Origin of the sequence: Streptomyces sp. NPDC058335 (assembly GCF_042723915.1) — a bacterium.
Lineage (GTDB): Bacteria > Actinomycetota > Actinomycetes > Streptomycetales > Streptomycetaceae > Streptomyces.
Genome location: NZ_JBHXHX010000005.1, coordinates 87,625 through 112,083 on the forward strand (window position 1 = coordinate 87,625; position 24,459 = coordinate 112,083).

Below are 24,459 nucleotides of genomic sequence, written 5' to 3' on the forward strand. Positions count from 1 at the left end.
ACGACACCGAGACCCGCACGGGCGGTGCGGGTGGGAACAACCCCGCCGAAGGCGAAGCCGAGACGGAGACCACCCCCGCACCGGCGGAGCCCGTCGCCGCCGACGGCGAGGACGCCCCACAGGGGCCACCCGCAGACGACACCGAGACCCGCACGGGCGGTGCGGGTGGGAACAACCCCGCCGAAGGCGAAGCCGAGACGGAGACCACCCCCGCACCGGCGGAGCCCGTCGCGGAGACCACCCCCGCACCGGCCGAGCCCGCCACGGAGACCACCCCCCAGCCGGCGGAGCCGACCAGCACCCCGTCCCACCTCCTCACCGCCCACAGGGCAGCCGCAGCCACCCTCACCAAGCTGAACCTCACCGACACCCACGCGGACGTCTACCTCGTCCTGGACCGCTCCGCGTCCATGCGCTCCTACTACAAGGACGGCTCCGTCCAGGCTCTGGCCGACCAGACCCTGGCCCTCGCCGCCCACCTCACCCAGCCCCCCACCGTCCACGTCGTCTTCTTCTCGACGGAGCTGGACGGCACCGCCGACCTCACCCTCACCGACCCCGAGAACAGGATCGACGACCTGCACGCAGGGCTGGGCCGCATGGGCCGTACCAGCTATCACGCCGCCGTCGAGGCGGTCGTAGCGCACCACGAGAAGCACGCCGCGTCCTCCGAGTCCCCCGCCCTGGTGGTCTTCCAGACGGACGGTGCCCCGGACGCGAAGACCCCCGCCACCCAGTCCCTCGCGGATGCCGCGGAACGGCACCCGTCCCTCTTCTTCTCGTTCGTCGCCTTCGGTGAGCACGAGAACAAGGCGTTCGACTACCTCCGCAAGCTGAAGACCGGCAACACGGCGTTCTTCCACGCGGGCCCGACTCCCCGGGAGCTCACGGACCAGGAGCTGTACGAGGGCGTACTGGCCACCTGGCGGCCGTAGCCCCCACCGAAGGCCCAGTGCTCACGCCGCCCGCTTCTCATCCCATAAAACGGGGAGCGGGCGGCGTACCCATGTCGGCTACGATTTCAAGGTTCCGTACATAGCAACCTGGGAGCAGCCCCCGATGGCTCGACACCTCATCACCAGCGCCCTTCCGTACATCAACGGAATCAAGCACCTGGGCAACATGGTGGGGTCCATGCTCCCGGCGGACGTGTACTCCCGGTACCTCCGCCAGCGCGGCCACGACGTCCTGTACATCTGCGCGACGGACGAGCACGGCACGCCGGCCGAGCTGGCCGCGAAGGAGCGGGGCCTCCCGGTGGCGGAGTTCTGCGCGCAGGCGCACGACGCGCAGAAGGCGGTCTACGACGGCTTCGCACTCGCGTTCGACTACTTCGGCCGCAGCTCCTCGCAGCAGAACGTCGAGATCACCCAGCACTTCGCCCGCCGCCTCAACGAGAACGGTTTCATCGAGGAGCGGGCGATCCGCCAGGTGTACTCGCCCACCGACGGCCGTTTCCTCCCGGACCGCTATGTGGAGGGCACCTGCCCGCACTGCGGCTACGACAAGGCCCGCGGCGACCAGTGCGAGAACTGCACCCGGGTCCTGGACCCCACCGACCTGATCAACCCGCGCTCGGCGATCTCCGGCTCCACGGACCTGGAGGTCCGCGAGACCAAGCACCTCTTCCTCCTCCAGTCGAAGCTCCAGCACGAGGTCGAGGAGTGGGTGTCGCGGCACGAGGCGGACTGGCCGCAGCTGGCCTCCTCCATCGCCCGCAAGTGGCTGACCGAGGGCCTGCACGACCGCGCGATCACCCGCGACCTGGACTGGGGCGTGCCGGTCCCGGCCGACACCTGGCCGGAGCTGGCGGCGGACGGCAAGGTCTTCTACGTCTGGTTCGACGCCCCGATCGAGTACATCGGCGCGACGAAGGAGTGGGCGGACGCGGCGCCCGACGGCGAGGCCCGCGACTGGAAGTCGTGGTGGTACGAGGCCGACACCGGTGAGAACCCGGTCCGGTACACCGAATTCATGGCGAAGGACAACGTCCCGTTCCACACGGTGATGTTCCCCGCCACCGAGCTGGGCGTGCGCGAGCCGTGGAAGAAGGTCGACTACGTCAAGGCCTTCAACTGGCTGACGTACTACGGCGGGAAGTTCTCCACGTCACAGAAGCGCGGCGTCTTCACCGACCAGGCACTGGACATCCTGCCCGCCGACTACTGGCGCTACTTCCTCATCGCCAACGCCCCCGAGTCGGACGACTCGTCCTTCACCTGGGAGCACTTCACGGCCACGGTGAACAAGGACCTCGCCGACACCCTCGGCAACTTCGTCAACCGCGTCCTGTCGTTCTCCAGGAAGCGCTTCGGCGACGAGGTCCCGGCGGGCAGCGCGCCCGGCGAGGCCGAGGCGAAGCTCGGCACGGAGATCGCGCGGCTCATCGCCGAGTACGAGGAGCAGATGGAGGCCCTCCAGTTCCGCAAGGCGGCCGCCGCCCTGCGCGCGCTGTGGTCGGCGGGCAACTCCTACCTGGAGGAGAAGGCCCCCTGGCTGGAGATCAAGACCGACAAGGACGGCGCGGCCCTGACGCTGCGTACGGCGATGAACCTGATCCACCTGTACGCGGTGGTCTCGGAGCCGTTCATCCCGGCGACGGCGAAGGTCATGCGTGAGGCGTTCTCCCTGGCCGACGACACGGCGACCTGGGTCACCGAGGCGGAGGCGAAGGCCCTGACCGCGGTCCCGGCCGGCACCCGCTTCACGATCCCGCCGGTCCTCTTCGCCAAGCTCACGGACGAGGACCTCGCCACGTACAAGGAGCGCTTCGGCGGCGTCGACGAGTGACGCACCGCGTCGGTGGGAGGGGCGGCCCCCGTCCCTCCCACCGACGCGGGGGCCCCGGCTTCGGCATGTTCCCGCCAAGCCGTATGGTTTCCGCCATGGCAGTCCCCCAGGTCATCCCGATCGCCTACGAGCCGAAGCACCGCACCGAGTCCATCGGTCGGTACGCGGACGGTCAGTTCCTCGCATCGGTCACATACGCGTTCCCGCAGGGCTTCCGTCTCGACGACGGCTGGGAAGAGCACAAACGTCTCTACACCGTGCTGCACACCTTCGACGCCGAGGGCCGCTACCGGAACTCGGACATCTGGTGCGCCGGTACCTGGGCGCAGCAGCAGCGCAACCCCCACGGCGACGACTCGGTCCTCAACCGCGCCCGCGCCCGCCTGGCCACCCTCCTGCGCAGCCTGCCCCGCCGCTCGTACACGGACATCGCGATCCGCCCCTTCCAACTCACCCACGAGAACGTCCTCTTCGGGCTCGTGATCCGCAAGGACGAGGAGGACGACGAGGACTGGGCGGAGCTGTACCCGGACCAGCTCGGCTTCGGTGCCCCGTGGGACGGCACGTACGACACCTGACGGGACCACCCGCGCCGCGCAACTGTCCACACCCCGACGGCGTCCCCCTCTGCGACACCGACAACACAGGGGGACTTCATGGCGCTGTTCGGGAACGCGCACACGATCGACTCGGGGACGGCCCAGCAGGACTACGCGCGGCTGCTCGGGCAGGGCGAGCGGGTGCATGCCGCGTATCTGCTGATCCGGGACACGATCCTGTTCACCGACCGGCGGCTGCTGCTGGTCGACAAGCAGGGGATCACCGGGAAGAAGGTGGAGTACCACTCCGTCCCGTACCGCAGCATCACGCACTTCGCGGTCGAGACCGCCGGCACCTTCGACCTCGACGCCGAACTGAAGATCTGGGTGTCGGGCACACCGACACCGATCCAGAAGACGTTCACCAAGGGCGTGGACATCTACGAGGTGCAGGCGATCCTCACGCAGTTCGTCACGCAGTAGCCGCGTAGGCACCGTCGGAGCGGCCCACCGCCGTACCGTCCGGGAACCTCACCAGCTCGATTCGACCGTCCAGCCCGGAATGTGTGTCGGAATGCAGCGGCATCACAGGCAGCAGGACGTTCCCGTGTCGTGCCGCAACGTCCTCAGGCACCGGAACCCGACCGCGTGTGTTCCGGTGCCCTCGGCGTTCTTCCCCAAGGAACTCCTCCAGAGGGAAAGAAACCCCGCCAAGCCCCACCCCTTCCGCCCACGGCGCACATTCACTCGCGGGAGTGAACATCGCCAACTGGGCCGAATTCATGGCTGGTTGCCAGCTCTACGCTCAGCGCAGCACGGCACAAGCCCAGACATGCAAACGGCCCTCGCCGGGACGCCAATCCCAGTGCGAGGGCCTGACCACCAAGGAAGTCAGACCCTTCCCGATGGATACCCAAAACACTAGCGTGCGCCCGCACGCCCAGTCCCATATCGGTGGGAAAACCGGCCCCCTCCGGCGTGACCACGCGAACGCGCACACGCATCCCGGTGGCGTCACCCACGACAACACCCGCCACACCACCCGCTTCACGGTGATCGGCAACCACCTCGCCCAGCACCCCGACCTGCCGCTGCTGGCGATCGGACTGGGCTGCCACAGCCAGTCACTCCGCACCGGCGCCGCCATCGACATCAAGCCGCTGGCCGCCCGCTTGGGAGGAAGCGGACATGACGGAAGCCTCGGCCCACGGCCGCTGACGCACGGGGGCCCGGGAGACCGTATGTCTCCCGGGCCCCCGCGCTGCGTGGGTACTACTTGAGCACGCCCGCGCCCGCCGTCGTGGCCAGCGACATCGGCAGGTTCTTCGCCGAGGCCTCCAGGCCCGACGTGAGGGTCGGGGTCCAGTTGACCGTGGTCTTCAGGTCCTTCGACGAGGCGGCGTTGTAGGCGGCGACGAGGTCGGTCGTCGTGCCGTTGACCAGGTTGCCGGAGCCCTTGACCGAGCCGGTGCCGTCGCCGCTGAGGAGCTTGGCGGCCTTCGCTCCGGACGGGAGCTTCCAGTAGTTGTTCTCCGCGACGACCTGGGCCTTGGCGCGGGAGTTGATGCTGTACTGCGTCGCGTAGCCGTTGAGGGGCGTGACGTCGTAGTAGTTGTTGTAGATGTGGATCTGGCCGATGCGGGCCAGCGGGGCGCGCTGGATGATGCCCTTCCACACGTTGTGGTGGATGGAGACCCGCAGCTTGCCGACGCTGTCGGTGTCGCTGCTGCCGATCAGCATCGTCTTGTCGTGGTTGGTGAACTGGTTGTGCGAGACGGTCACCAGGTCGGAGCCCTTGGTGATGTCGAGGGAGCCGTCGTGGATCTGGTACTCGCGGCCGTAGTACTTCGGGTTGGAGCTGTCCAGGTGGGGCGCGTCGGTGAACGTGTTGTGGTCCGCCCACACGTGGGTCGCGCCGCGCAGGGTGACCGAGTCGTAGTTGGAGTTCCAGTTGCCGTCGTCGCCGTCGGTCGGGTCCCACTGGGGGAAGCAGTCCTCGGTGGCGGCGAAGTTCATGTTGCGGACGATGACGTTGTCCACGTTCTGCACCTGGAGCATGGCGCCGGTGAGGCCCGCGCCGGTGCCGGGGACGCCCACGATCGTCGTGTTGGCGGGCACCTTGAACACGATGTTCTTGGCCTGCTTGGACTGGGCGGCGGCGCGCGCCTTCTCCTGCGTGCCGGACGGCAGCGCGGAGCGGCCGTAGGTGGCCGGGTCGTAGGCCTTGAGGTAGGCCGCCAGCGAGTAACCGGTGCCGGCCGCGTAGTCGGCGCAGGTCAGCTTCTTGCCCGCGTCGTCGGTGTTGGCGTCGATGGTGCCCTTGACCTTGATGATCCGGGGCGTGGTGTCGGTCGCGGAACCGAGCGCCTTCACGAGCTGGGCGCGGGTGGAGACGGTGAAGGTGTGAGCGGCGTCGGCCTTCGTTCCACCGGTGGTGCCCGTACCGGAGGACGCCCAGCCGCCCTTGGCGGCGAGCGTCTGGTGGTACAGGTCGACGGTCCCGGCGTTGGCGTTGATCACGACGACACCGGCGCCGACACCCGCGGCCACGACGGCGGCGGTGACGACGAGGGTGCGGCGCGAGCGGAGGGACCGGCGGTGGGAGGGAGCTGCCACGGGGGATCCTTACAGGGGGGAGCGGGGTTACGCCCTGTCAGTGGTCGCCGTGCCATGAGGAGTTGCCGCGTCACGAGAACTTTTTCTCCAGCCCTCGCCGCCACACGATCAAACGCCTTCACGATGTCGGGGCGTTCGGCCACGCGCGCGTGCGTGCGGTCGTACGCCCCGTCCGTGATTCCGCCCGCCTTCAGCCCGCCGCCGGTGACGCCGACGCCGTCTCCCTGCCCAGCCCCGCCCGCGCCCTCCGCAGATGGTCCAGTCCCTCCCGCGCCGTCCGCGTCACCTCCGCGTACTCCGCCGCCGTACGGGCGTCCGCCAGCCGTGCCCGTGCCTCGCGATGGCAGTCCGCCGCGCTGGTCAACGCCCGTGCCGTGTCCTCACCGGCCCCCGCCCAGGCCCGCACGTCAGGCGGGACCAGGCCTCCCCCGAGCCGTACGAGCCACTGGTTGGCCTCGGCCTCCGCGTCCAGGCCGGACGGGTGCCGGTCCCGCCGCGAGCGACGCTGGGCCACCACCCCACCGACTGCGCCGACGACCAGCAGCACCGACAACACGACCATGAACCCCATGCTGGCTTCCTCCTCGCCCCACCGACCCTGCTGCCCCACCGACCTGCGCCTCCCATGAGACGCCGCCCCGCTGTGGACGGGCCCCGGGGCTCCTGTGGGGCGCCGGTGAGGTCGCCCTGGAAGAGGGCCGGTCCTGGAAACGCGGAAGTGGCCCGGAACCGGCGTCGGTTCCGGGCCACTCAGGTCGCACCGGCTACTTCGGCTGCGGCTTGCGCACCGTCAGGTGCAGCTCACGCAGCCGCGCCTCCTCCAGCTCCGTCGGCGCGCCCATCATCAGATCCTGGGCGTTGCCGTTGAGCGGGAAGGCGATCGTCTCGCGGATGTTCGGCTCGTCCGCGAGGAGCATGACGATGCGGTCGACACCGGGGGCGATGCCACCGTGCGGCGGGGCGCCGAAGCGGAGCGCGCGCAGCATGCCGGCGAACTCGCGTTCCACGGTCTCGTCGTCGTAACCCGCGATGTTGAACGCCTTGAGCATGATGTCCGGCTCGTGGTTCCGGATCGCGCCGGAGGACAGCTCGACACCGTTGCAGACGATGTCGTACTGCCACGCGAGGATGTCCAGCGGGTCCTGGTTCTCCAGGGCGTCCATGCCACCCTGCGGCATCGAGAACGGGTTGTGCGAGAAGTCGATCTTCCCGGTCTCCTCGTCCTTCTCGTACATCGGGAAGTCGACGATCCAGCAGAAGCGGAAGACGTTCTCCTCGAAGTGCCCGGCCCGCTTGGCGGCCTCGACGCGCACCGCGCCCATGATCTTCGAGACCTCGTCGAACTCGCCCGCGCCGAAGAACACCGCGTGACCGGCGGCCAGCGACAGCCGCTTCGTCAGCTCGGCCACGTTGTCCTCGGTGAGGAACTTCGCGATCGGGCCGGACAGCGAGCCGTCCTCGGCGACGCGGACCCAGGCCAGGCCCTTGGCGCCCTGCGAGACGGCGTAGTCACCGAGCTGGTCGAAGAACTTGCGGGGCTGCGCCGAGACGTCCGGCACCGGCAGCGCGCGCACGTGCTTGCCGGCGAAGGCCTTGAACTCCGAGCCCTCGAAGATGTCGGTGATGTCGACCAGCTCCAGCTGGGCGCGCAGGTCCGGCTTGTCGGAGCCGTACTTCAGCATCGACTCACGGAACGGGATCCGCGGGAACGGCGAGGTGACCTCACGGTCGCCGCCGAACTCCGTGAACAGCTCGGTCATGAGCTTCTCGATCGGCTGGAAGACGTCCTCCTGCTCGACGAAGCTCATCTCGACGTCGAGCTGGTAGAACTCGCCCGGCGAACGGTCCGCGCGGGCGTCCTCGTCGCGGAAGCAGGGCGCGATCTGGAAGTAGCGGTCGAAGCCGGAGATCATCAGCAGCTGCTTGAACTGCTGCGGCGCCTGCGGAAGGGCGTAGAAACGGCCCGGGTGGAGGCGCGAGGGGACCACGAAGTCACGCGCGCCCTCGGGGGAGGTCGCGGTCAGGATCGGGGTCGCCATCTCGTTGAAGCCGAGCGCCACCATCTTGTGACGGATCGCCGAGATGACCGCCGTACGCAGCATGATGTTGCGGTGCATGCGCTCGCGGCGCAGGTCGAGGAAGCGGTACTCCAGGCGCCGCTCCTCGTTGACCCCGTCCTCGGTGTTGATCGTGAAGGGCAGCGGCTGGGCGGCGCCGAGCAGCTCGACCTCGCCGACCTCGACCTCGACCTCACCGGTGGGCAGGTCCGCGTTGACGTTCTCGGTGCCCCGGGAGACGACCTTGCCGTCGACGCGGACCGTCGACTCCTTGGTCAGCTTGTCGAGGGCCTCGTACGCGGGCGTGCCGGGACGGGCGACGAGCTGCGTGATGCCGTAGTGATCGCGCAGATCGATGAAGAGGATGCCGCCCAGGTCGCGCCGATTGTGCAGCCAGCCGCTCAGCCGGACGTCGGTGCCGACGTCAGAGGCGCGGAGCTCGCCGCAGGTGTGGGACCTGTACCGATGCATCGTCGTTCATCCAGTCTTCGCGGATCGGGGGCATGTTTCACGTGAAACAACCCCCAGGGTACCGGGCGAGCCATGATCGGCTCCCACCATTGATCGGCTCCCACCATTACGAACCCGGCGATCAGTGGCACTCTTCGATCGTCTGTTCTTAAAGTGGGGCAATGCGCACTGGCGAGCCTCTGCCCGCCGTGGGGGATGTCCTGGCCTCCCTCGCGACCGGCCTGTGGCACTGGGACACCTCCACCGGCCTGGTCACGGTCGATGCCGAGGCGGCCCGGCTGCTCGGGCTGCCCACCGAGGGAGCCGTCCTCACGGAGGCCCAGACCCGGGCCCGACTGCACCCCGTCGACTGGAACGAGATCACCGGCGTGGTCCAGCTGGCCGTCGCCGAGGGCACCCTCGCCGAGGTCCGTATCCGGATCATGGACGAGCGCGGGCGGATCGTCCGGGTCGTCCGCAGCAGATCCAAACCGTCCTTCGACCCGGTCAGGAAGGCGTACGAGCTGATCGGCACCCTCCAGGAGGTCACCGAGCCCTCACCGGGCACCCCGGCCGGCCGCAGTGCCGTCACCGGCGACTGGCGGCGCTCCCGCGAGGCGTTCCTGCTGGACGCGGGCAGGGCGCTGGCGGAGGCCCGGTCCACCGAGGAGGTGCTGCGGGTCGCGGCCAATCTGTCGATGCCGGGCTTCTCGCCGGACGGCCTCGCCGTGTTCGGCGTGGAGGGCGACCGGCTGACGATCATCGGGCATCACGGACAGCAGCCCGGCGACGAGAACCCCTTCACCCAGATGTCGCTCCAGACGGACTATCCGGCGGCAGAGGTGGTCCGCACCGGCCGGGCCGTCTATCTCTCCTCGCCCGAGCACTACAAGTCCCGCTACCCGCTCACCTGGCCGCTCGCCGCGCAGTTCGGCCGCCACTCCTGGGCGTTCCTGCCGCTGACGGTGGCCGGACGCACCATGGGCGCCTGGATGGCCGGCTTCGCCTACCCCGTCGCGTTCACCCCCGACGAGCGGTCCGTGCTCACCACCGTGGCCCGCATGCTCGCCCAGGCCCTCACCCGGGCCGGCGCCGCCGAGACCCAGCGCGAGCTGACGGACGGGCTGCAACGCTCCATGCTGCCCACACTCGGCCCCGAGATCCCCGGCATGACCCTCGCCGCCCGCTACATACCGACCGGCGGCGGCCTCCAGGTCGGCGGCGACTGGTACGACATGATCCCGCTGCCGAACAAACGGTTCGCGCTGGTCATCGGGGACGTGCAGGGCCATGACGTGCGGGCGGCCGGCCTCATGGGCCAGCTCCGCATCGCCCTGCGGGCGTACGCCTCCGAGGGCCACGGCCCCGACGCCGTCCTCTCCCGCGCCTCCCGCTTCCTCTACGGCCTCACCCACACCGGGGACGCCCACGCCCACGCCGACCTCCGCTTCGCGACCTGCCTGTACATCGAGGTCGACCCCGTCACCGGCGTCCTGGAAACCGCCCGCGCCGGACACCTCGACCCGGCGATCCGGATGGCCGACGGCACGGTCCTCGTCCACGCCACCGCCGGCGGACTGCCCCTCGGCATCGACCCGGACTCCGACTACCCCACCACCCGCCTCGCCCTCGAACCCGGCGAGGCCCTGATGCTGTGCACCGACGGCCTGCTGGAGACCGGCGGCCACGACCTCGACACCGGCTGGCGGCGCATCCGCAAGATCCTGGAGAAGCACGACGGTGGCCTGGAGGAGCTGGCGGACGCACTTGTCCAAGCGGTGCACGGGCCGTCCTCGCACCACACCACCGGTCCACTGGCCGACCGCCGCGAGGACGACATCGCCCTCCTGCTCGTCTGCCGCCAGGGCGATGCGGGCTGCGGAGGTCTCGGCGCCGCCGTACCGGCCCGCCCGGCCGTACGGCGCTCCATGCTCACCATCGCGCAGGCCGAACCCGAGCGGATCGCCGAGGCCCGCGCACAGCTCCGCGAACTGCTGCACGACTGGCCGAGCGACGACCAGGTCGACTCGGCCGTCCTCCTGGTCTCCGAGATGCTGACCAACGTCCTCGTGCACACCGACGACGACGCCCTGCTGGTGGCGGAAGTGGCCGGCGACCCCGGCGAACGCCGGATGCGCATCGAGGTCACCGACACCAGCGACTCCCTGCCCCACAAGCGCCGGCCCGGCGAACTGGCCTCGTCCGGCCGCGGCCTCGTCCTGACCGAACTGCTCGCCGACGAGTGGGGCGTGTCCCCGCGCGGCGAGGGCAAGACCATCTGGTTCGAGCTCTACGAGCCGGCGGAGTGCGGCGAGCTGCCCGGGGAGGCGGAGTCGGAGTCGGGTGCGGCGTAACGCTGCCGCAGCTCGTGCAGCACCCCGAACACCGCCGCCGTCAGCGGTACGGCAAGCAGCATGCCGAGGATCCCGGCGACCGACGCCCCCGCCGTGATCGCGAGCATCACCACCGCCGGATGCATCTGCACCGTCCGGCTCTGGATCATCGGCTGGAGCACATGCCCCTCCAGCACCTGCACGGCCAGCACCACCCCGAGCGCCCACAACGCGATGACGAACCCCCGGTCGGCCAGCGCGACCAGCACGGCGACGGCCCCCGAGAGGAACGCACCGAGATACGGGATGTACGCGCCGACGAACACGAGCGCCCCCAGTCCCACCGCGCCGGGGACATCGAGCACCAGCAGCCCGACGGTGATGCACACGGCGTCGATGAACGCGATGAGCGAGGTCCCCCGCATGAACCCCTCGACGGCCTGGAAAGCCCGCCGCCCCATGGCCTCCAGCCCGTCCGCCGTCCCGTCCGGGGCAAGGGCCCGCAGCGTGTCCACGGCCCGGTCGGAATCCCGCAGGAAGAAGAAGACCAGCAGCAGCGCCAGTACGGCCATGGCGATGCCCTCGCCCACCACACTCACCCCGCTGATCACCCCGGAGGCGGCCGTCCCGCCGAACTTCGTCAGCAACTCCCGGGCGTTTGAGGCGATGTCGTCCAGCGAGGTCCCCGCCGCCCCGAAATGCTCGGTGAGCCCCCGCGCCGCGTCCTTCAGCGAGGCCACGATCTCGTCACCGCTGTTCACGAGCGCGGCGACCACGATGTACACCGCCCCGCCCACCACTGCGACAACAGCCACACAGGTGACCCCCGCGGCCACCGACCGGTTGACGCGCGCCTTGACGAGCCGCCGGTGAAACGGCCCCAGCAACGCCGTCCCGAGCAACGCGAGCAACACCGGCACGACCGCCGTACGAAACTCCACACACAGCCGGATCCCGACGTACACGACCCCCGACACCAGCAGGATCACCACACACCAGGCGGCCAGACGACGAACGGGAGCGGGAAGCAGCGACGGCACCCCTCCAGCGGATCACGCCCCACACGGGTTGTCCTGCGCGGACGACCGGCCGGGTGACGCCCCGGCATCGGCACACCCCCTCAGCAGAATCGATGCCTCAGTCCCCTGGGGAATGAACATCTCCGACAATCGTCCGAACCCCCCAGGCATATGCCTAGCGTCCGAGGTGGAGGTGATGCTCGATGTACGAGCACAACAACACGCCGCCCGACGAGACGACGACACAGCGGGACGCGATCGACATCAACGACTTCGTGTTCGCGGCCACGGGGGCGCGGGTACGGAGGCTGACGACTCGGAGTGGGGAACACTGGTTCCCAGCGATGGATGTGGCGAAGCAACTCGGCTACGCGAATACACGGGACGCCATGCAGAGCGCGGTGTCGCAACATCACACAACGACGTTCGGCGATATTGCACGAAGCGTCGGTCTGAGCGACGCAAGGAGCAATACCGCAGGTCACGGGTTCCGCACAACGATGAAGTTGGTGAACCTACAAGGTCTCATCCAGCTCGTTCAGAGGTGCACGAAGCCGGAGTCGCAGCCGTTCAGGAACTGGGTCTCCGAAGTCATCGCCACCATCCAGCGCGACGGTTCCTACTCCCTGGAACCGGCCCCCGTACAACCCGCCCCCACCGGCACCGCCGCCTACGCCATGCCCCAACAGGTCGCCGACGCGATCGTGCGGCTCGAAGTGAGGAACATCCAGGCCGACGAGATCATGGCGGCCTTCCAGAGGGAGCAGACCGAACTCCTACGAGAGATCAGCCGCAGTCAGGGCGCAATCGCCCGCAGCCAGGGCACGATCGCCCGTGACCAAAGCGCCATCGCCGACAGCCAACGCACGATCGCCGATGCGCTCCAGGACATCGCCCAGTCCCTCAGGTTCCGCCACCCGGAGCCGAAGTTGACACCCCAGCAGCTCCTGGCCACCTGGAAGGCGAAGAACCTCGTCTTTACCGAGGACATCCACGCGGTGGCGGCCTACCTGGCGCCCGCACTCGTCCGGGGCGAGGCCAGTTACCGCATGGAGGAGATCGCCGCTCGGACGGGGCTCTCCCTTGCCCGCGTCCACGACTGCCTCCGCACGCTACTCAAACGCGGCTGCATGCGGCAGACGGGCTGTGCCGCGGACGGGGCGCCCATCTACGTACTGCCGTAGCGGGGGCGCCCCGACGAGAGAAGGCCCGAAGTCGCAAAACGAAGTTGCGACTTCGGGCCCTCTCGTACGTTAGCCGGAGTTTCAGCCCCGCGGGCCGCCCTCGGACATTCCGTGGACCGCCGGGATCGTGCCCAGCCGGCCCTTCTGGAAGTCGTCGAACGCCTGCTGGAGTTCGTCGCGGGTGTTCATGACGAACGGGCCGTAGTGGGCCATGGGCTCACGGATGGGCTGTCCGCCGAGGAGGACGACCTCCATGTCCGGGGTGTGGGAGTCCTGCCGCTCGTCCGCGCGGACGGTCAGGGAGGAGCCCGCTCCGAAGACGGCGGTCTGGCCGAGCTGGACCGGGCGGCGTTCCGCGCCGACCGAGCCCTTGCCCGCCATGACGTACGCGAGGCCGTTGAAGTCCTCGCGCCACGGCAGGGTGATCTCCGCACCCGGCGCGAGTGTCGCGTGGACCATCGTGATCGGGGTGTGGGTGATGCCGGGCCCGGCATGGCCGTCCAGCTCGCCGGCGATGACGCGGAGCAGCGCGCCGCCGTCGGGGGAGGTGAGCAGCTGGACGCTGCCGCCGCGGATGTCCTGGTAGCGCGGGGCCATCATCTTGTCCTTGGCCGGGAGGTTCACCCACAGCTGGAGGCCGTGGAAGAGACCGCCGGACATGACGAGCTGCTCCGGCGGCGCCTCGATGTGGAGGAGACCGGAACCGGCCGTCATCCACTGGGTGTCGCCGTTGGTGATGGTGCCTCCGCCGCCCTGGCTGTCCTGGTGGTCGAAGATCCCGTCGATGATGTAGGTGACGGTCTCGAAGCCGCGGTGGGGGTGCCACGGGGTGCCCTTCGGCTCTCCCGGCGCGTACTCCACCTCGCCCATCTGGTCCATCATGATGAACGGGTCGAGGTGACGGTAGTTGATCCCCGCGAAGGCCCGGCGCACCGGGAAGCCCTCGCCCTCGAAGCCGCTGGGCGCGGTCGTCACGGTGAGCACGGGACGTGCCACGGCGTCGGCCTGCGCGGCCACGCGGGGCAGGGTCAGCGGGTTCTCGACGGTCACTGCAGGCATGTCCGTACCTCCTTGGGCGGCGTGCGTCCCACTTTAGTTGAGCGTTGAACTTTCTGCCACCCAGAACGACGAGGACCCGGAGGACATTCCCTCCGGGTCCGCGCCGTCTGGGCGATCAGTGTCAGTTGCTGAAGTACAGGTACTTCCACGCCCCGTACGTCGTCGAGTTCACGGAGTCACCGGACGAGCCGTTGACGTACACCGACCGCATGCGTGCCCGGACGCCGGACTCACCGGGCGCGCCGAGGCTCACGGCCGACTTGCCGTTCGAGCCGACCGGGAAGTACTCCGAGCCCGTGGTGTACCAGGCGCCCTGGTAGTAGACCTGGAGGTCGAAGCGCTGCTGCCGGCCCGGGTAGTAGGTCATCGTGGTGGTGAGCAGCGGGTCGGTGTTCTTGTGGAACCAGGCGTACGAGGTCGAGCCGATCTTGGCCGTTTTGTAGTGCCGCGAAACGGCGGTGGAGACCTTGACCCGCGCGTACGCCGTGGCCTTCACCGACTTGGGCGCGTACCGGGCGTCACCGGCGAAGACGGCGGTGACGGCCGTGTCGCGGGTCATGTCCACCAAGGCGCTGATGTTCCCGCTGGAGTTGACCGTGCCGGTCTTGATCAGCTTCTTCGGCTTGTCGGCGCCGAAGGGGTCCGCCCAGATCTGCACCGTGCGGTTCTTGTACGTCGTCCCGAGGTGCGCGGTGAACTTGACGTCGGTGCCGTAGTTGTACAGCTTGCCGTTGTTGTTCAGGGTCAGCGCGGTGGCGGCACGGGAGACCGCGACCTTGTCGGTGGCGGAGGCCGCGGTGTGCGCTGTGTCGCCCGCGTACGTCACCTTGTACGTGACCGTGCCGCCGGCGGGCGGGGTGTCCGCGAAGGAGTAGCTGCCGTTCGAAGCCACCGTGGCGGCAGGAAGTGTCTTGCCCTTGGGGCTCTCCAGGTCGGTGCGCGTGACCGTCAGCCGCACCCCGGCCGGCAGCGGCACCGTCGCCGAGAGCTTGCCGGTGACGGTCAGCTTCTTCGCGCGGGGCGCGGAGGCGGGGGCGTTGACCGTGAGGGTGGGGACGTTGAGGGTCGGCTGCGTCAGGGCCTTCAGGGTGTAGGCGCCACCGGCCTGGACGAGCGCGAAGATCCGCGAGGAGTCGGGCGCCCAGCGCACGGTCACGGGAGCGTGGTCGGAGGACACGGCGCCGGCGGTGTAGGTGCGCAGCGGCTGCGTGGCGTTCGGCCGGTAGACCGCGACCTTGTTGCCGACGGCCTGGGCGACCAGACCGTTCGCCGCGATGTCGGCGCCGTTCCCGCGCGGGTAGGAGCCCGCCTTGCTGAAACGGCCGTCCGCGTAGGCGTCCCGGTCCGTGCCGTTGACGAGTACCTCGTCGGCTCCGGCGACGAGGTCGATGTCGCCGATGCCGTTGTTCAGCGTGTAGTCACCGCCGTACCAGGCGGTGACCTTCGCCGTCCCGTCGGTCACGTCCAGGACGGCCATGGAGTCCGTGGAGATACCGGTCTGGGCGACGGCCAGCACGCCCGGCCGGTTCGGGTCGGTGTCCAGCAGCGCCTGGCCCCACAGGCCGCTGGAGGTGCCCTCGGTCGGGAACTGCGCCATGGCCACGGGGGCGGCCCCGCTCGCCGGGTCCACGGCCGGATCGACCGAGCCGAGGTCGCCGTCCCACTGGTCGCCGTACGAGAACCACGCCTTGCCGCCCGCGAAGGCGATGTGGCGCGGGCCGGTGCCGGTGGGGATGGCGTAGCGGGTCCGGACGTCGAGGGTGGCCGCGTCGAGGGCCACGACCTCGTGGCTGTTGGGCAGGGCCGCGTACAGGGTGGTGCCGTCGTCGGACAGGGCCAGGTCGCTGACGCTGCCGAAGCCGACGTTGAGGTCGACGAGGGTGCCGTTGTAGTCGGCGGCCAGGATCCGCCCGTTCGCGGCGTCGCCGACGAAGACCCGCTGAAGGGCGCCGTTCACGACGAAGCCGCCGGTGTTGGTGACGGTGGTGGCGGCCGCCGAGGCGGTACCCGCCGACACGACGCTCAGCGCCGCGGAACCGAAGAGGACCGCGAGCGAAGTCGCGACCGAAGTGCTGCGCATACGCACAGTGATGAACCCCCACGAAGGAACCCGGTGATCGACCGGGTGATGAGAGCGCCGCGCGGCGCCCGCACCCACCGTGAAAGCGGTGATGCGCGGGGCGCGGCTGCCAGGGGGAAGCCTATGGCATGCCTGTGACAAATGGGGTGGGGTTTTCGGCCGCCGGGAGGACCGCCGGTCGGCCGTCAGCCGCACGTCCGCGCAGGTGGGTCAGCCGTACATCCGGCGCATCGCGAAGTCGACCATCTGTTCGACCGCCTTCGCGTCGAAGACCATCCGGTGCTCGCCCTCCATGTCGAGGACGAAGCCGTAGCCGGTGGGCAGCAGGTCGAGCACCTCGGCACCGGTGATGACGAAGTACTTGGACTCCTTGCCCGCGTACCGGCGCAGCTCCTTGAGCGTGGTGAACATCGGGATCACCGGCTGCTGGGTGTTGTGCAGGGCGAGGAAACCGGGGTTGTCGCCGCGCGGGCAGTAGACCTTGGAGGTGGCGAAGACCTGCTGGAAGTCCTCGGCGGCCATCTGCCCCGTGGTGAAGGCCCGCACCGCGTCCGCGAGCGAGGGCGGGGACGGCTCGGGGTACAGAGGCGGCTGCTGACCGTATCCGCCGGGGTCGCCGGGCATCTGCTGCTGCGGCTGGGCGTACTGCTGCTGAGCGCCAACGTTCTGGTCGTAGCCGTACATGGCGCAAGCGTACCGAGCCTCACCCCCGCGGGCTGTGGGGTAGACCCTTCTCACACTTGACCGAGTTGGGGTTGCGTCTTATTACCGACGGGTAGCATCATCGGAGCTACTTGTTGGTACGTGAACTAGCGCGAGGATCAAGTGCCTCGCCGATCCCTCTCTACGGAGCGCAGTCGCCATGGGGCACTACAAGTCGAATCTCCGCGACATCGAGTTCAACCTCTTCGAAGTACTCGGGCGAGACAAGCTGTACGGCACCGGCCCCTTCGAGGAGATGGACACCGAGACCGCGAAAAGCATCCTCGATGAGCTGACCCGCCTCTCGGAGAACGAGCTGGCGGAGTCCTTCGCGGACGCCGACCGCAACCCGCCGGTCTTCGACCCGGAGACCAACACCGCGCCGGTACCCGCCTCCTTCAAGAAGAGCTACCAGGCCTTCATGGACTCCGAGTACTGGCGCCTCGGCCTGCCCGAGGAGATCGGCGGCACCACCGCGCCGCCGTCGCTGATCTGGTCGTACGCGGAGCTGATCCTCGGCGCCAACCCCGCCGTGTGGATGTACTCCTCGGGTCCCGCCTTCGCGGGCATCCTCTTCGACGAGGGCAACGAGACGCAGAAGCACATCGCGAAGATCGCCGTGGACAAGCAGTGGGGCTCCACCATGGTCCTCACCGAGCCGGACGCCGGCTCGGACGTGGGCGCCGGCCGCACCAAGGCCGTGCAGCAGGAGGACGGCTCCTGGCACATCGAGGGCGTGAAGCGCTTCATCACGTCCGGCGAGCACGACATGTCGGAGAACATCCTCCACTACGTCCTCGCCCGTCCGGAGGGCGCCGGTCCCGGCACCAAGGGCCTCTCCCTCTTCCTCGTGCCCAAGTACCTCTTCGACTTCGAGACCGGCGAGCTGGGCGAGCGCAACGGCGTCTACGCCACCAACGTCGAGCACAAGATGGGCCTGAAGGCCTCCAACACCTGCGAGATGACCTTCGGCGACCAGCACCCCGCCAAGGGCTGGCTGATCGGCGACAAGCACGACGGCATCCGGCAGATGTTCCGGATCATCGAGTTCGCGCGGATGATGGTCGGCACGAAGGCCATCTCCACCCTCTCGACCGGCTACCTCAACGCGCTCGAGTACGCCAAGGAGCGCGTCCAGGGCCCCGACCTGGCAAACTTCATGGACAAGGCCGCGCCCAAGGTCACCATCACCCACCACCCCGACGTGCGCCGCTCGCTGATCACGCAGAAGGCGTACGCGGAGGGCATGCGCGCCCTCGTCCTCTACACCGCCTCGATCCAGGACGCGATCGCCGTCAAGGAGGCGAACGGCGAGGACTCCAAGACCGAGCACGCGCTGAACGACCTGCTCCTGCCGATCGTCAAGGGCTACGGCTCCGAGAAGGGCTACGAGCAGCTCGCGCAGTCGCTCCAGACCTTCGGTGGCTCCGGGTTCCTCCAGGAGTACCCGATCGAGCAGTACATCCGCGACGCCAAGATCGACACCCTCTACGAGGGCACCACGGCGATCCAGGGCCAGGACTTCTTCTTCCGGAAGATCGTCCGCAACCAGGGCGCCGCGCTGAACTCCCTCGCCGAGGACATCAAGAAGTTCCTGGAGCTCGGCACAGGCGGCGAGACGCTGGCGGGCGCCCGTGAGCACCTGGCCAAGGCCGCCGTCGAACTGGAGGCCATCGTCGGCCTGATGCTGACCGACCTGGCGGCCACCGAGCAGGACGTCAAGAACATCTACAAGGTGGGCCTCAACACCACCCGGCTGCTGATGGCCTCCGGTGACGTGATCGTCGGCTACCTGCTGCTCAAGGGCGCCGCGATCGCCGCCGAGAAGCTGGAGACGGCCTCCCCCAAGGACGCGGCCTTCTACACCGGCAAGATCGCGGCGGCGAAGTTCTTCGCGGCCAACGTCCTGCCGGGCGTCACGCTGGCCCGCAAGATCGCGACCGGCATCGAGCTGGACCTGATGGAGCTGGACGAGGCCGCGTTCTAGGCGCGGCCGAAGCCGCGTTCCGGGACACATCCGGTCAGCGGCACCGACCTCCACACCGTCCTTACGAGGGCCCGCTCCCGATCACCGGGAGCGGGCTTTCGTACGTCGTTAAGGTGAACCCCATGAGCGAACCCTCCCGCTTCGACCGCGGCCACACCGACGACCTCATGTCCTTCCTGACGGCGAGCCCCTCGCCGTACCACGCGGTGGCGACCGCCGCCGAGCGGCTGGAGAAGGCCGGGTTCCGGCAGGTCGCCGAGACGGACGCCTGGGACGGGACGAGCGGCGGGAAGTACGTGCTGCGCGGTGGCGCGATCGTGGCCTGGTACGTCCCCGAGGGCACCGCGCCGCACACCCCCTTCCGGATCGTCGGCGCACACACCGACTCGCCCAACCTCCGCGTCAAACCGCTGCCCGACACCGGCGCGCACGGCTGGCGCCAGGTCGCCGTGGAGATCTACGGCGGTCCGCTGCTCAACTCCTGGCTCGACCGCGACCTCGGCCTCTCCGGCCGCCTGACGCTGCGCGACGGCTCGACCCGCCTGGTCGACGTCGGCCGGCCGCTGCTGCGGGTGCCGCAGCTCGCCATCCACCTGGACCGGGCGGTCAACACCGACGGCCTCAAGCTGGACAAGCAGCGGCACATGCAGCCCATCTGGGGCCTCGGCGGGGACGTCCGGGACGGCGATCTGATCGCCTTCCTGGAGGAGGAGTCCGGGCTGTCCGCAGGCGAGGTCACCGGCTGGGACCTGATGGTTCACTCCATCGAGCCGCCCGCCTACCTCGGCCGCGACGAGGAACTGCTGGCCGGCCCGCGCATGGACAACCTGCTCTCCGTGCACGCCGGTACGGCGGCCCTGGCGGCCGTCGCGACGAACGGCGCGGCCCTGCCGTACATCCCCGTGCTCGCAGCCTTCGACCACGAGGAGAACGGCTCCCAGTCGGACACCGGCGCGGACGGTCCGCTGCTCGGCACCGTGCTGGAGCGTTCGGTGTTCGCGCGCGGAGGGTCGTACGAGGACCGGGCGAGGGCCTTCGCGGGCACCGTCTGTCTCTCCTCGGACACCGGGCACGCGGTCCACCCCAACTACGCGGAGCGGCACGACCCGACGCACCACCCGCGCGTCAACGGCGGCCCGATCCTCAAGGTCAACGTCAACAACCGGTACGCCACGGACGGTTCGGGGCGGGCCGTCTTCGCCGCCGCCTGCGAGAAGGCGGGCGTGCCCTTCCAGTCCTTCGTCTCCAACAACTCCATGCCGTGCGGCACCACCATCGGCCCGATCACCGCCGCCCGGCACGGCATCCGTACCGTCGACATCGGCGTGGCCATCCTGTCGATGCACAGCGCACGGGAGTTGTGCGGCGCGGACGACCCGTACCTGCTGGCCAACGCGCTGGTGGCGTTCCTGGAGGGCTAGTCACCGGTCGTCAAACGCATGCTCACGCATGGGAGTTGCCTGCCGGGGTACCCGGTCTCGGTGACCGGAACGGCCGGTACACCGAGCAGGGAGGCGACACTCATGGGCCTCGGCGGGTGCATCATCCTCATCGCCGTGGGAGCCATCCTCACATTCGCGACCGACTGGCACATGCAGGGCGTCAACCTCGACCTGGTCGGCGTCATCCTGATGATCGTCGGCCTGATCGGCGTGACGACCTTCAGCAGCATCGCCCGGCGCCGTCGCGTGATGGTCCCCCCGGCTTCGACCGTCGTGGAGACGGACCGACACCATCGTCACCGCGACGGGTACGGCGACGGGTACGGCGTGTGACGGCTCTCCGGGATCAGGCGTCGAGGCCTGCCAGCACCAGTGGCAGGCGGTCGGCGCCGTTCTCGGTGAGCTGCACCGGGACGCCCCAGTCCTGCTGGTGGACATGGCAGGCGGGGTATTCTCCCCCGGTCTTCGACCGGGAGGTGCCCCCGGACGGGTCGTCGTCGCAGGACGCGGCCATCGCGGAGATGTGCAACACCCCCTCCGGCACGGCCCGGTTCAGCTCCAGCGTGCGCGACAGGTCCGTGTCCGCGCCCTCGCCGGCCAGCAGCAGCTCGGGCGGGGTCGCGGAGACCAGCAGGCGGGTGGCGGGGCCGTACCGTGTGTCGAGCTTCTGTCCGGCGGGCGCCTGGAAGATCACGTCCAGCCGGAGCCGACCCGGCGCCACTTCGGTGGCGGCACGCCGCGTGCGGTGGGCGACGGCGTCGACCTTCACCGCCTCCTCCGGGAGTCCGAACCGGGTCAGCCGGTGCCGGGCCGACTCCACGACCACGATGTCGTCGCCGACGAGGACGGCACCGCTGGGCTCCCTCAGGTCGGTCGCCAGCGTCGTGACCTCGCCCGTCGCCGGGTCGTAGCGGCGAAGGGCGTGGTTGTAGGTGTCGGAGACGGCGACCGAGCCGTCCGGCAGCGCGGTGACGCCCAGCGGGTGCTGGAGCAGGGCCCGGCCGGCGGGGCCGTCGCGGTGGCCGAAGTCGAACAGGCCGGTGCCGATGGCGGTGTGGACGACGCCGTCCCGGTCCAGCCAGCGCAGGGCGGAGGTCTCCGAGTCGGCCACCCAGAGCCGGTCCGCGGTCGCCGCGAGCCCCGAGGGCTGCGCGAACCAGGCCTCGGCGGCGGGACCGTCCACCAGCCCCTCGTTGGTGGTACCGGCGGCGACGGAGACCGTGCCCTCGGCGGGGTCGTACGTCCACAGCTGGTGGATGCCCGCCATGGCGATCCACACCTTGCCCTGCCACCAGGCCACGTCCCAGGGGGAGGAGAGGCTGACCTCGTGGGCGGGGCCGGAGGTGTCGTCACCCCGCATCCACTGATGGCCCGTGCCGGCCAGGGTCGTCGTGCGGCCGGACTCCGGGTCGAAGCGGCGGATGCGGTGACCGACGGTGTCGGCGACGACCACGGATCCGTCCGGCAGCAGTGCCAGCCCCTGGGGCTCGTCGAAGCGTGAGCGGAACCACGTGCTGTCGGTCGACCCTCGGTCGCCCTGCCCGATCCTGCGCACGACGGTCTCCCCGTCGGCCGCCAGCTCCACCAGCTGATGCCGGGTGGTGTCGCTGACCAGGAAGTTCCCGGACGGCAGGACCACCACCTTGCCGGGGAAGCGCAGGTCCGTCGGCTCCGGCTCCGGCGGCACGTACGGCCCGTCGCCGCGCCGCAGGGTGCCCTTCGCGCCGTGCTCGGCCTCCAGCTCCGTCACCAGCCGCTCGATGGCGTGCACATGCCCCTCACCGGCGTGCTGCGCGACCACGTACCCCTCCGGGTCGACCACCACGAGCGTCGGCCACGCCCGCACCGCGTACTGCTTCCAGGTGACCAGCTCCGGATCGTCCAGCACCGGATGCTCCACGCCGTACCGCTCCACGGCGTCGACCACGGCCTCGTGCTCGGCCTCGTGCACGAACTTCGGCGAGTGCACGCCGATGACGACCACCGTGTCCCGGTGCCTCTCCTCCAGCTCCCGCAGCTCGTCCAGGACATGCAGACAGTTCACACAGCAGAACGTCCAGAAATCCAGCACCAGAATGCGTCCCCGCAGGTCGGCGAGGCTGTACTGCTTGCCGCCCGTGTTCAGCCAGCCGCCCTTGCCGACAAGTTCGGGGGCACGGACACGGACGCGACGGGGTGCGGAGTCGGTCATGGGCCAAGGGTGCCACCCGGGTCCGACAATCGGGCCGACGTCGGGCGTCCCCTCTGCTCGGTGACGCGTCAGGTCAGTGGGTGTCCCGTCGTCGCGTCCACGTGGGCCGGCACGTCGTCGTGGTGGTCGCCGACGGTCGACGTGCCGGTCGGCTCGAAGAGGAGGATCTCGGTGGGGACCGGGGCGTACGGCTTGTGCTCGATGCCGCGCGGGACCGTGAAGACGCTGCCCCTGGGCAGGACGACAGTTCGTTCGCCGTCCGGCTCCCGCAGGGAGATGTGCAGCTCGCCGTCGAGGACCAGGAAGAACTCGTCGGTGTGGTCGTGGACGTGCCACACGTGCTCGCCCTCGGCCTTGGCGACGCGGACGTCGTAGTCGTTGACGGCGGTGACGATGCGGGGACTCCACCGGTCGGTGAAGGAGGCGAGGGCCTGGGGGAGGGAGACGGGTGCCATGGGCTCATCGTGCGGGGTACCGGGACGCCGTACGAGTGCTAGAAATCGCACATGCCGCAAGGATCCTCGCAGAGCCGTCCGCACCGGGTCGCCGTGATCGTCGACGAGGGCACCAATCCCTTCGAGGTCGGTGTCGCCACCGAGCTGTTCGGGCTGCCTCGCCCCGAACTGGGGCTGGACCGGCCGCCGTACGAGGTGACGCTGTGCACGCCGACACCCGGGGTGCGGATGAACCACGGCTTCTTCACCCTGACCGGGGTGCCGGGGCTGGAAGCCGTGGACGAGGCCGACACCCTCGTCGTGCCCGGCCGTCCGGACAACGTCGTCCCGCGCGGGACCGCCGTACTCGACGCGATCCGCCGCACGCACGCGCGTGGAGCCCGCGTCCTCAGCTTCTGCACCGGCAGCTTCGCGCTCGCCGAGGCCGGGCTGCTGGACGGGCGGCGGGCCACCACGCACTGGTTGTGGGCGGACGCCTTCCGGGAGCTGCACCCGAAGGTGCTGCTGGAGCCGGACGTGCTGTTCGTCGACGAGGGCGACCTGCTGACGGCGGCGGGCAGCGCGGCCGCACTGGACCTCGGCCTGCACATCTGGCGCCGCGACCACGGCGCCGAGGCAGCCAACCACGTCTCCCGACGGCTCGTGTTCGCCGCGCACCGGGACGGCGGGCAGCGGCAGTTCGTGGAGCGGCCGGTCCCGGACGTGCCCGACGATTCGCTCGGCCCGCTGCTCGTCTGGGCGCAGGAGCGGCTGGGGGAGCCCTTGACGGTGGCGGACCTGGCGGCGCGGGCGGCCCTCTCCCCCGCCACGCTGCACCGGCGCTTCCGCGCGCAGCTCGGGACGACCCCGCTGGCCTGGCTGACGGGGGAGAGGGTGGCGCTGGCGTGCCGGCTGATCGAGCGCGGTGAGGAGCGGCTCGACGTGGTCGCCGCCCGCAGCGGGCTGGGGACGGCCGCGAACCTCCGCGCGCGCGTGCGGCGCGAGACCGGGCTCAGCCCATCGGCCTACCGGCGGCGTTTCGGACCGCCCGCCGGGGAAGCGGTGATGGCATGAGATTCCTCGTGCGCGACCGCATCCTCGGCTTCGGTGACGACTACTGGATCGAGGACGACCAGGGCAACAAGGTCTTCCTCGTCGACGGCAAGGCGATCCGGCTGCGCGACACCTTCGAGCTGAAGGACACCCGTGGGCGGGTGCTGATCGACATCCACCAGAAGATGTTCGCGCTGCGCGACACGATGGTGATCGAACGGGACGGCGAGCCCCTGGCCACCATCCGCCGCAAGCGGCTGTCCCTGCTGCGCAACCACTACCGCGTCGCCCTCGCGGACGGCCGCACCGTCCTGGACGTCAGCGGCAAGATCCTGGACCGCGAGTTCGCCGTCGAGTACGACGGTGAACTGCTGGCCGTCATCTCCCGGCGCTGGCTGCACGTGCGCGAGACGTACGGCGTGGACGTCGTCCGGGACGACGCCGATCCGGCGCTGCTGATCGCGGTCGCGGTGTGCGTGATCCACCTGGCGGAGAAGGAACGGGAGGACTGAGGGACTGAGGG

21 protein-coding genes and 1 pseudogene are annotated in these 24,459 nt (G+C 69.7%); 12 read left to right on the plus strand and 10 right to left on the minus strand.

Annotated elements, in window-relative coordinates; genetic code table 11:
• The 4 genes from ACFWJX_RS10640 to ACFWJX_RS10655 all read left to right on the plus strand — a co-directional run.
• On the plus strand, positions 1–935 hold a 935-nt coding region (locus ACFWJX_RS10640), incomplete at its 5' end, for a VWA domain-containing protein (RefSeq protein ID WP_383239908.1).
• Positions 936–1,059: 124 nt separating this feature from the next.
• Positions 1,060–2,790: a methionine--tRNA ligase gene (gene metG / locus ACFWJX_RS10645; RefSeq protein ID WP_383239911.1), complete on the plus strand. Its 1,731-nt coding sequence runs from the start codon at positions 1,060–1,062 to the stop codon at positions 2,788–2,790.
• Between the two features lie 95 nt (positions 2,791–2,885).
• Positions 2,886–3,368: a hypothetical protein gene (locus tag ACFWJX_RS10650; protein WP_383239914.1), complete on the plus strand. Its 483-nt coding sequence runs from the start codon at positions 2,886–2,888 to the stop codon at positions 3,366–3,368.
• A gap of 78 nt (positions 3,369–3,446) precedes the next feature.
• Positions 3,447–3,812: a PH domain-containing protein gene (locus ACFWJX_RS10655; RefSeq protein WP_356561202.1), complete on the plus strand. Its 366-nt coding sequence runs from the start codon at positions 3,447–3,449 to the stop codon at positions 3,810–3,812.
• 4 nt (positions 3,813–3,816) lie between these two features.
• Here the strand turns inward: ACFWJX_RS10655 and ACFWJX_RS10660 are convergent.
• A pseudogene (locus ACFWJX_RS10660) lies at positions 3,817–3,933 on the minus strand (transcriptional regulator); the annotation flags it as partial.
• Between the two features lie 151 nt (positions 3,934–4,084).
• Between ACFWJX_RS10660 and ACFWJX_RS10665 the strand changes: the two are divergent.
• Positions 4,085–4,609: a hypothetical protein gene (locus ACFWJX_RS10665; RefSeq protein WP_383239917.1), complete on the plus strand. Its 525-nt coding sequence runs from the start codon at positions 4,085–4,087 to the stop codon at positions 4,607–4,609.
• On the opposite strand, the gene ACFWJX_RS10670 is transcribed toward ACFWJX_RS10665, so the two are convergent.
• The 3 genes from ACFWJX_RS10670 to aspS all read right to left on the minus strand — a co-directional run bounded on the left by ACFWJX_RS10670 (position 4,602) and on the right by aspS (position 8,473).
• Positions 4,602–5,945, minus strand: coding sequence for a polysaccharide lyase family 1 protein (locus ACFWJX_RS10670; RefSeq protein ID WP_383239919.1), 1,344 nt, complete (start codon positions 5,943–5,945; stop codon positions 4,602–4,604). The genes ACFWJX_RS10665 and ACFWJX_RS10670 overlap by 8 nt on opposite strands.
• A gap of 190 nt (positions 5,946–6,135) precedes the next feature.
• On the minus strand, positions 6,136–6,516 hold the full coding sequence (locus tag ACFWJX_RS10675) for a hypothetical protein (protein WP_383239922.1): 381 nt from the start codon (positions 6,514–6,516) through the stop codon (positions 6,136–6,138).
• Positions 6,517–6,709: 193 nt separating this feature from the next.
• Positions 6,710–8,473: an aspartate--tRNA ligase gene (gene aspS, locus ACFWJX_RS10680; RefSeq protein ID WP_383239925.1), complete on the minus strand. Its 1,764-nt coding sequence runs from the start codon at positions 8,471–8,473 to the stop codon at positions 6,710–6,712.
• A gap of 161 nt (positions 8,474–8,634) precedes the next feature.
• Here aspS and ACFWJX_RS10685 point away from each other — a divergent pair, with 161 nt between their 5' ends.
• Complete coding sequence (locus ACFWJX_RS10685; RefSeq protein ID WP_383239928.1) at positions 8,635–10,806, plus strand: SpoIIE family protein phosphatase; 2,172 nt, start codon at positions 8,635–8,637, stop codon at positions 10,804–10,806.
• Here ACFWJX_RS10685 and ACFWJX_RS10690 read toward each other — a convergent pair.
• Entirely contained in the window at positions 10,743–11,825 is a 1,083-nt protein-coding gene (locus tag ACFWJX_RS10690; RefSeq protein WP_383239931.1) for an AI-2E family transporter, read from the minus strand. The two genes, ACFWJX_RS10685 and ACFWJX_RS10690, sit on opposite strands and share 64 nt — an antisense overlap.
• 182 nt (positions 11,826–12,007) lie before the next feature.
• Between ACFWJX_RS10690 and ACFWJX_RS10695 the strand changes: the two genes are divergently transcribed.
• Positions 12,008–12,988, plus strand: a complete 981-nt coding sequence (locus ACFWJX_RS10695; protein ID WP_383239934.1) for a Bro-N domain-containing protein — start codon at positions 12,008–12,010, stop codon at positions 12,986–12,988.
• An 81-nt stretch (positions 12,989–13,069) separates the two neighbouring features.
• On the opposite strand, the gene ACFWJX_RS10700 is transcribed toward ACFWJX_RS10695, so the two are convergent.
• The 3 genes from ACFWJX_RS10700 to ACFWJX_RS10710 all read right to left on the minus strand — a co-directional run bounded on the left by ACFWJX_RS10700 (position 13,070) and on the right by ACFWJX_RS10710 (position 16,811).
• A complete protein-coding gene (locus tag ACFWJX_RS10700) occupies positions 13,070–14,047 on the minus strand; it encodes a pirin family protein (protein WP_383239937.1) in 978 nt (325 codons plus the stop codon).
• 121 nt (positions 14,048–14,168) lie between these two features.
• The gene (locus tag ACFWJX_RS10705; protein WP_383239940.1) at positions 14,169–16,127 is read right to left on the minus strand and encodes a YncE family protein; all 1,959 of its coding nucleotides are present in this window, start codon (positions 16,125–16,127) and stop codon (positions 14,169–14,171) included.
• Between the two features lie 210 nt (positions 16,128–16,337).
• Positions 16,338–16,811, minus strand: a complete 474-nt coding sequence (locus ACFWJX_RS10710) for an SseB family protein (RefSeq protein WP_383239943.1) — start codon at positions 16,809–16,811, stop codon at positions 16,338–16,340.
• Between the two features lie 178 nt (positions 16,812–16,989).
• Here ACFWJX_RS10710 and ACFWJX_RS10715 point away from each other — a divergent pair, with 178 nt between their 5' ends.
• The 3 genes from ACFWJX_RS10715 to ACFWJX_RS10725 all read left to right on the plus strand — a co-directional run bounded on the left by ACFWJX_RS10715 (position 16,990) and on the right by ACFWJX_RS10725 (position 20,591).
• Positions 16,990–18,816, plus strand: a complete 1,827-nt coding sequence (locus ACFWJX_RS10715) for an acyl-CoA dehydrogenase (protein ID WP_383239946.1) — start codon at positions 16,990–16,992, stop codon at positions 18,814–18,816.
• A 122-nt stretch (positions 18,817–18,938) separates the two neighbouring features.
• Positions 18,939–20,237: a M18 family aminopeptidase gene (locus tag ACFWJX_RS10720; protein WP_383239948.1), complete on the plus strand. Its 1,299-nt coding sequence runs from the start codon at positions 18,939–18,941 to the stop codon at positions 20,235–20,237.
• A 102-nt stretch (positions 20,238–20,339) separates the two neighbouring features.
• On the plus strand, positions 20,340–20,591 hold the full coding sequence (locus ACFWJX_RS10725) for a DUF6458 family protein (RefSeq protein WP_383239951.1): 252 nt from the start codon (positions 20,340–20,342) through the stop codon (positions 20,589–20,591).
• 13 nt (positions 20,592–20,604) lie between these two features.
• Here the strand turns inward: ACFWJX_RS10725 and ACFWJX_RS10730 are convergent, their stop codons facing one another.
• Positions 20,605–22,449, minus strand: coding sequence for an NHL domain-containing thioredoxin family protein (locus ACFWJX_RS10730; RefSeq protein WP_383239954.1), 1,845 nt, complete (start codon positions 22,447–22,449; stop codon positions 20,605–20,607).
• Positions 22,450–22,517: 68 nt separating this feature from the next.
• Entirely contained in the window at positions 22,518–22,904 is a 387-nt protein-coding gene (locus tag ACFWJX_RS10735) for a cupin domain-containing protein (protein WP_383239956.1), read from the minus strand.
• A gap of 51 nt (positions 22,905–22,955) precedes the next feature.
• Here ACFWJX_RS10735 and ACFWJX_RS10740 point away from each other — a divergent pair, with 51 nt between their 5' ends.
• Together ACFWJX_RS10740 and ACFWJX_RS10745 are read left to right on the plus strand one after the other, a co-directional pair.
• Complete coding sequence (locus ACFWJX_RS10740) at positions 22,956–23,957, plus strand: helix-turn-helix domain-containing protein (protein WP_383239959.1); 1,002 nt, start codon at positions 22,956–22,958, stop codon at positions 23,955–23,957.
• The gene (locus tag ACFWJX_RS10745) at positions 23,954–24,448 is read left to right on the plus strand and encodes an LURP-one-related/scramblase family protein (protein WP_383239961.1); all 495 of its coding nucleotides are present in this window, start codon (positions 23,954–23,956) and stop codon (positions 24,446–24,448) included. The genes ACFWJX_RS10740 and ACFWJX_RS10745 overlap by 4 nt, the downstream gene beginning before the upstream one ends.
• Positions 24,449–24,459: the final 11 nt, after the last annotated feature.

Excerpts from the sequence above, each read along its gene's own strand:
- metG (WP_383239911.1), top strand. The coding sequence starts at position 1,060 with ATGGCTCGACACCTCATCACCAGCGCCCTTCCGTACATCAACGGAATC.
- ACFWJX_RS10650 (WP_383239914.1), top strand. The coding sequence starts at position 2,886 with ATGGCAGTCCCCCAGGTCATCCCGATCGCCTACGAGCCGAAGCACCGC.
- ACFWJX_RS10655 (WP_356561202.1), top strand. The coding sequence starts at position 3,447 with ATGGCGCTGTTCGGGAACGCGCACACGATCGACTCGGGGACGGCCCAG.
- ACFWJX_RS10675 (WP_383239922.1), bottom strand. The coding sequence starts at position 6,516 with ATGGGGTTCATGGTCGTGTTGTCGGTGCTGCTGGTCGTCGGCGCAGTC.
- aspS (WP_383239925.1), bottom strand. The coding sequence starts at position 8,473 with ATGCATCGGTACAGGTCCCACACCTGCGGCGAGCTCCGCGCCTCTGAC.
- ACFWJX_RS10685 (WP_383239928.1), top strand. The coding sequence starts at position 8,635 with ATGCGCACTGGCGAGCCTCTGCCCGCCGTGGGGGATGTCCTGGCCTCC.
- ACFWJX_RS10695 (WP_383239934.1), top strand. The coding sequence starts at position 12,008 with ATGTACGAGCACAACAACACGCCGCCCGACGAGACGACGACACAGCGG.
- ACFWJX_RS10700 (WP_383239937.1), bottom strand. The coding sequence starts at position 14,047 with ATGCCTGCAGTGACCGTCGAGAACCCGCTGACCCTGCCCCGCGTGGCC.
- ACFWJX_RS10705 (WP_383239940.1), bottom strand. The coding sequence starts at position 16,127 with ATGCGCAGCACTTCGGTCGCGACTTCGCTCGCGGTCCTCTTCGGTTCC.
- ACFWJX_RS10710 (WP_383239943.1), bottom strand. The coding sequence starts at position 16,811 with ATGTACGGCTACGACCAGAACGTTGGCGCTCAGCAGCAGTACGCCCAG.
- ACFWJX_RS10715 (WP_383239946.1), top strand. The coding sequence starts at position 16,990 with ATGGGGCACTACAAGTCGAATCTCCGCGACATCGAGTTCAACCTCTTC.
- ACFWJX_RS10720 (WP_383239948.1), top strand. The coding sequence starts at position 18,939 with ATGAGCGAACCCTCCCGCTTCGACCGCGGCCACACCGACGACCTCATG.
- ACFWJX_RS10725 (WP_383239951.1), top strand. The coding sequence starts at position 20,340 with ATGGGCCTCGGCGGGTGCATCATCCTCATCGCCGTGGGAGCCATCCTC.
- ACFWJX_RS10730 (WP_383239954.1), bottom strand. The coding sequence starts at position 22,449 with ATGACCGACTCCGCACCCCGTCGCGTCCGTGTCCGTGCCCCCGAACTT.
- ACFWJX_RS10735 (WP_383239956.1), bottom strand. The coding sequence starts at position 22,904 with ATGGCACCCGTCTCCCTCCCCCAGGCCCTCGCCTCCTTCACCGACCGG.
- ACFWJX_RS10740 (WP_383239959.1), top strand. The coding sequence starts at position 22,956 with ATGCCGCAAGGATCCTCGCAGAGCCGTCCGCACCGGGTCGCCGTGATC.
- ACFWJX_RS10745 (WP_383239961.1), top strand. The coding sequence starts at position 23,954 with ATGAGATTCCTCGTGCGCGACCGCATCCTCGGCTTCGGTGACGACTAC.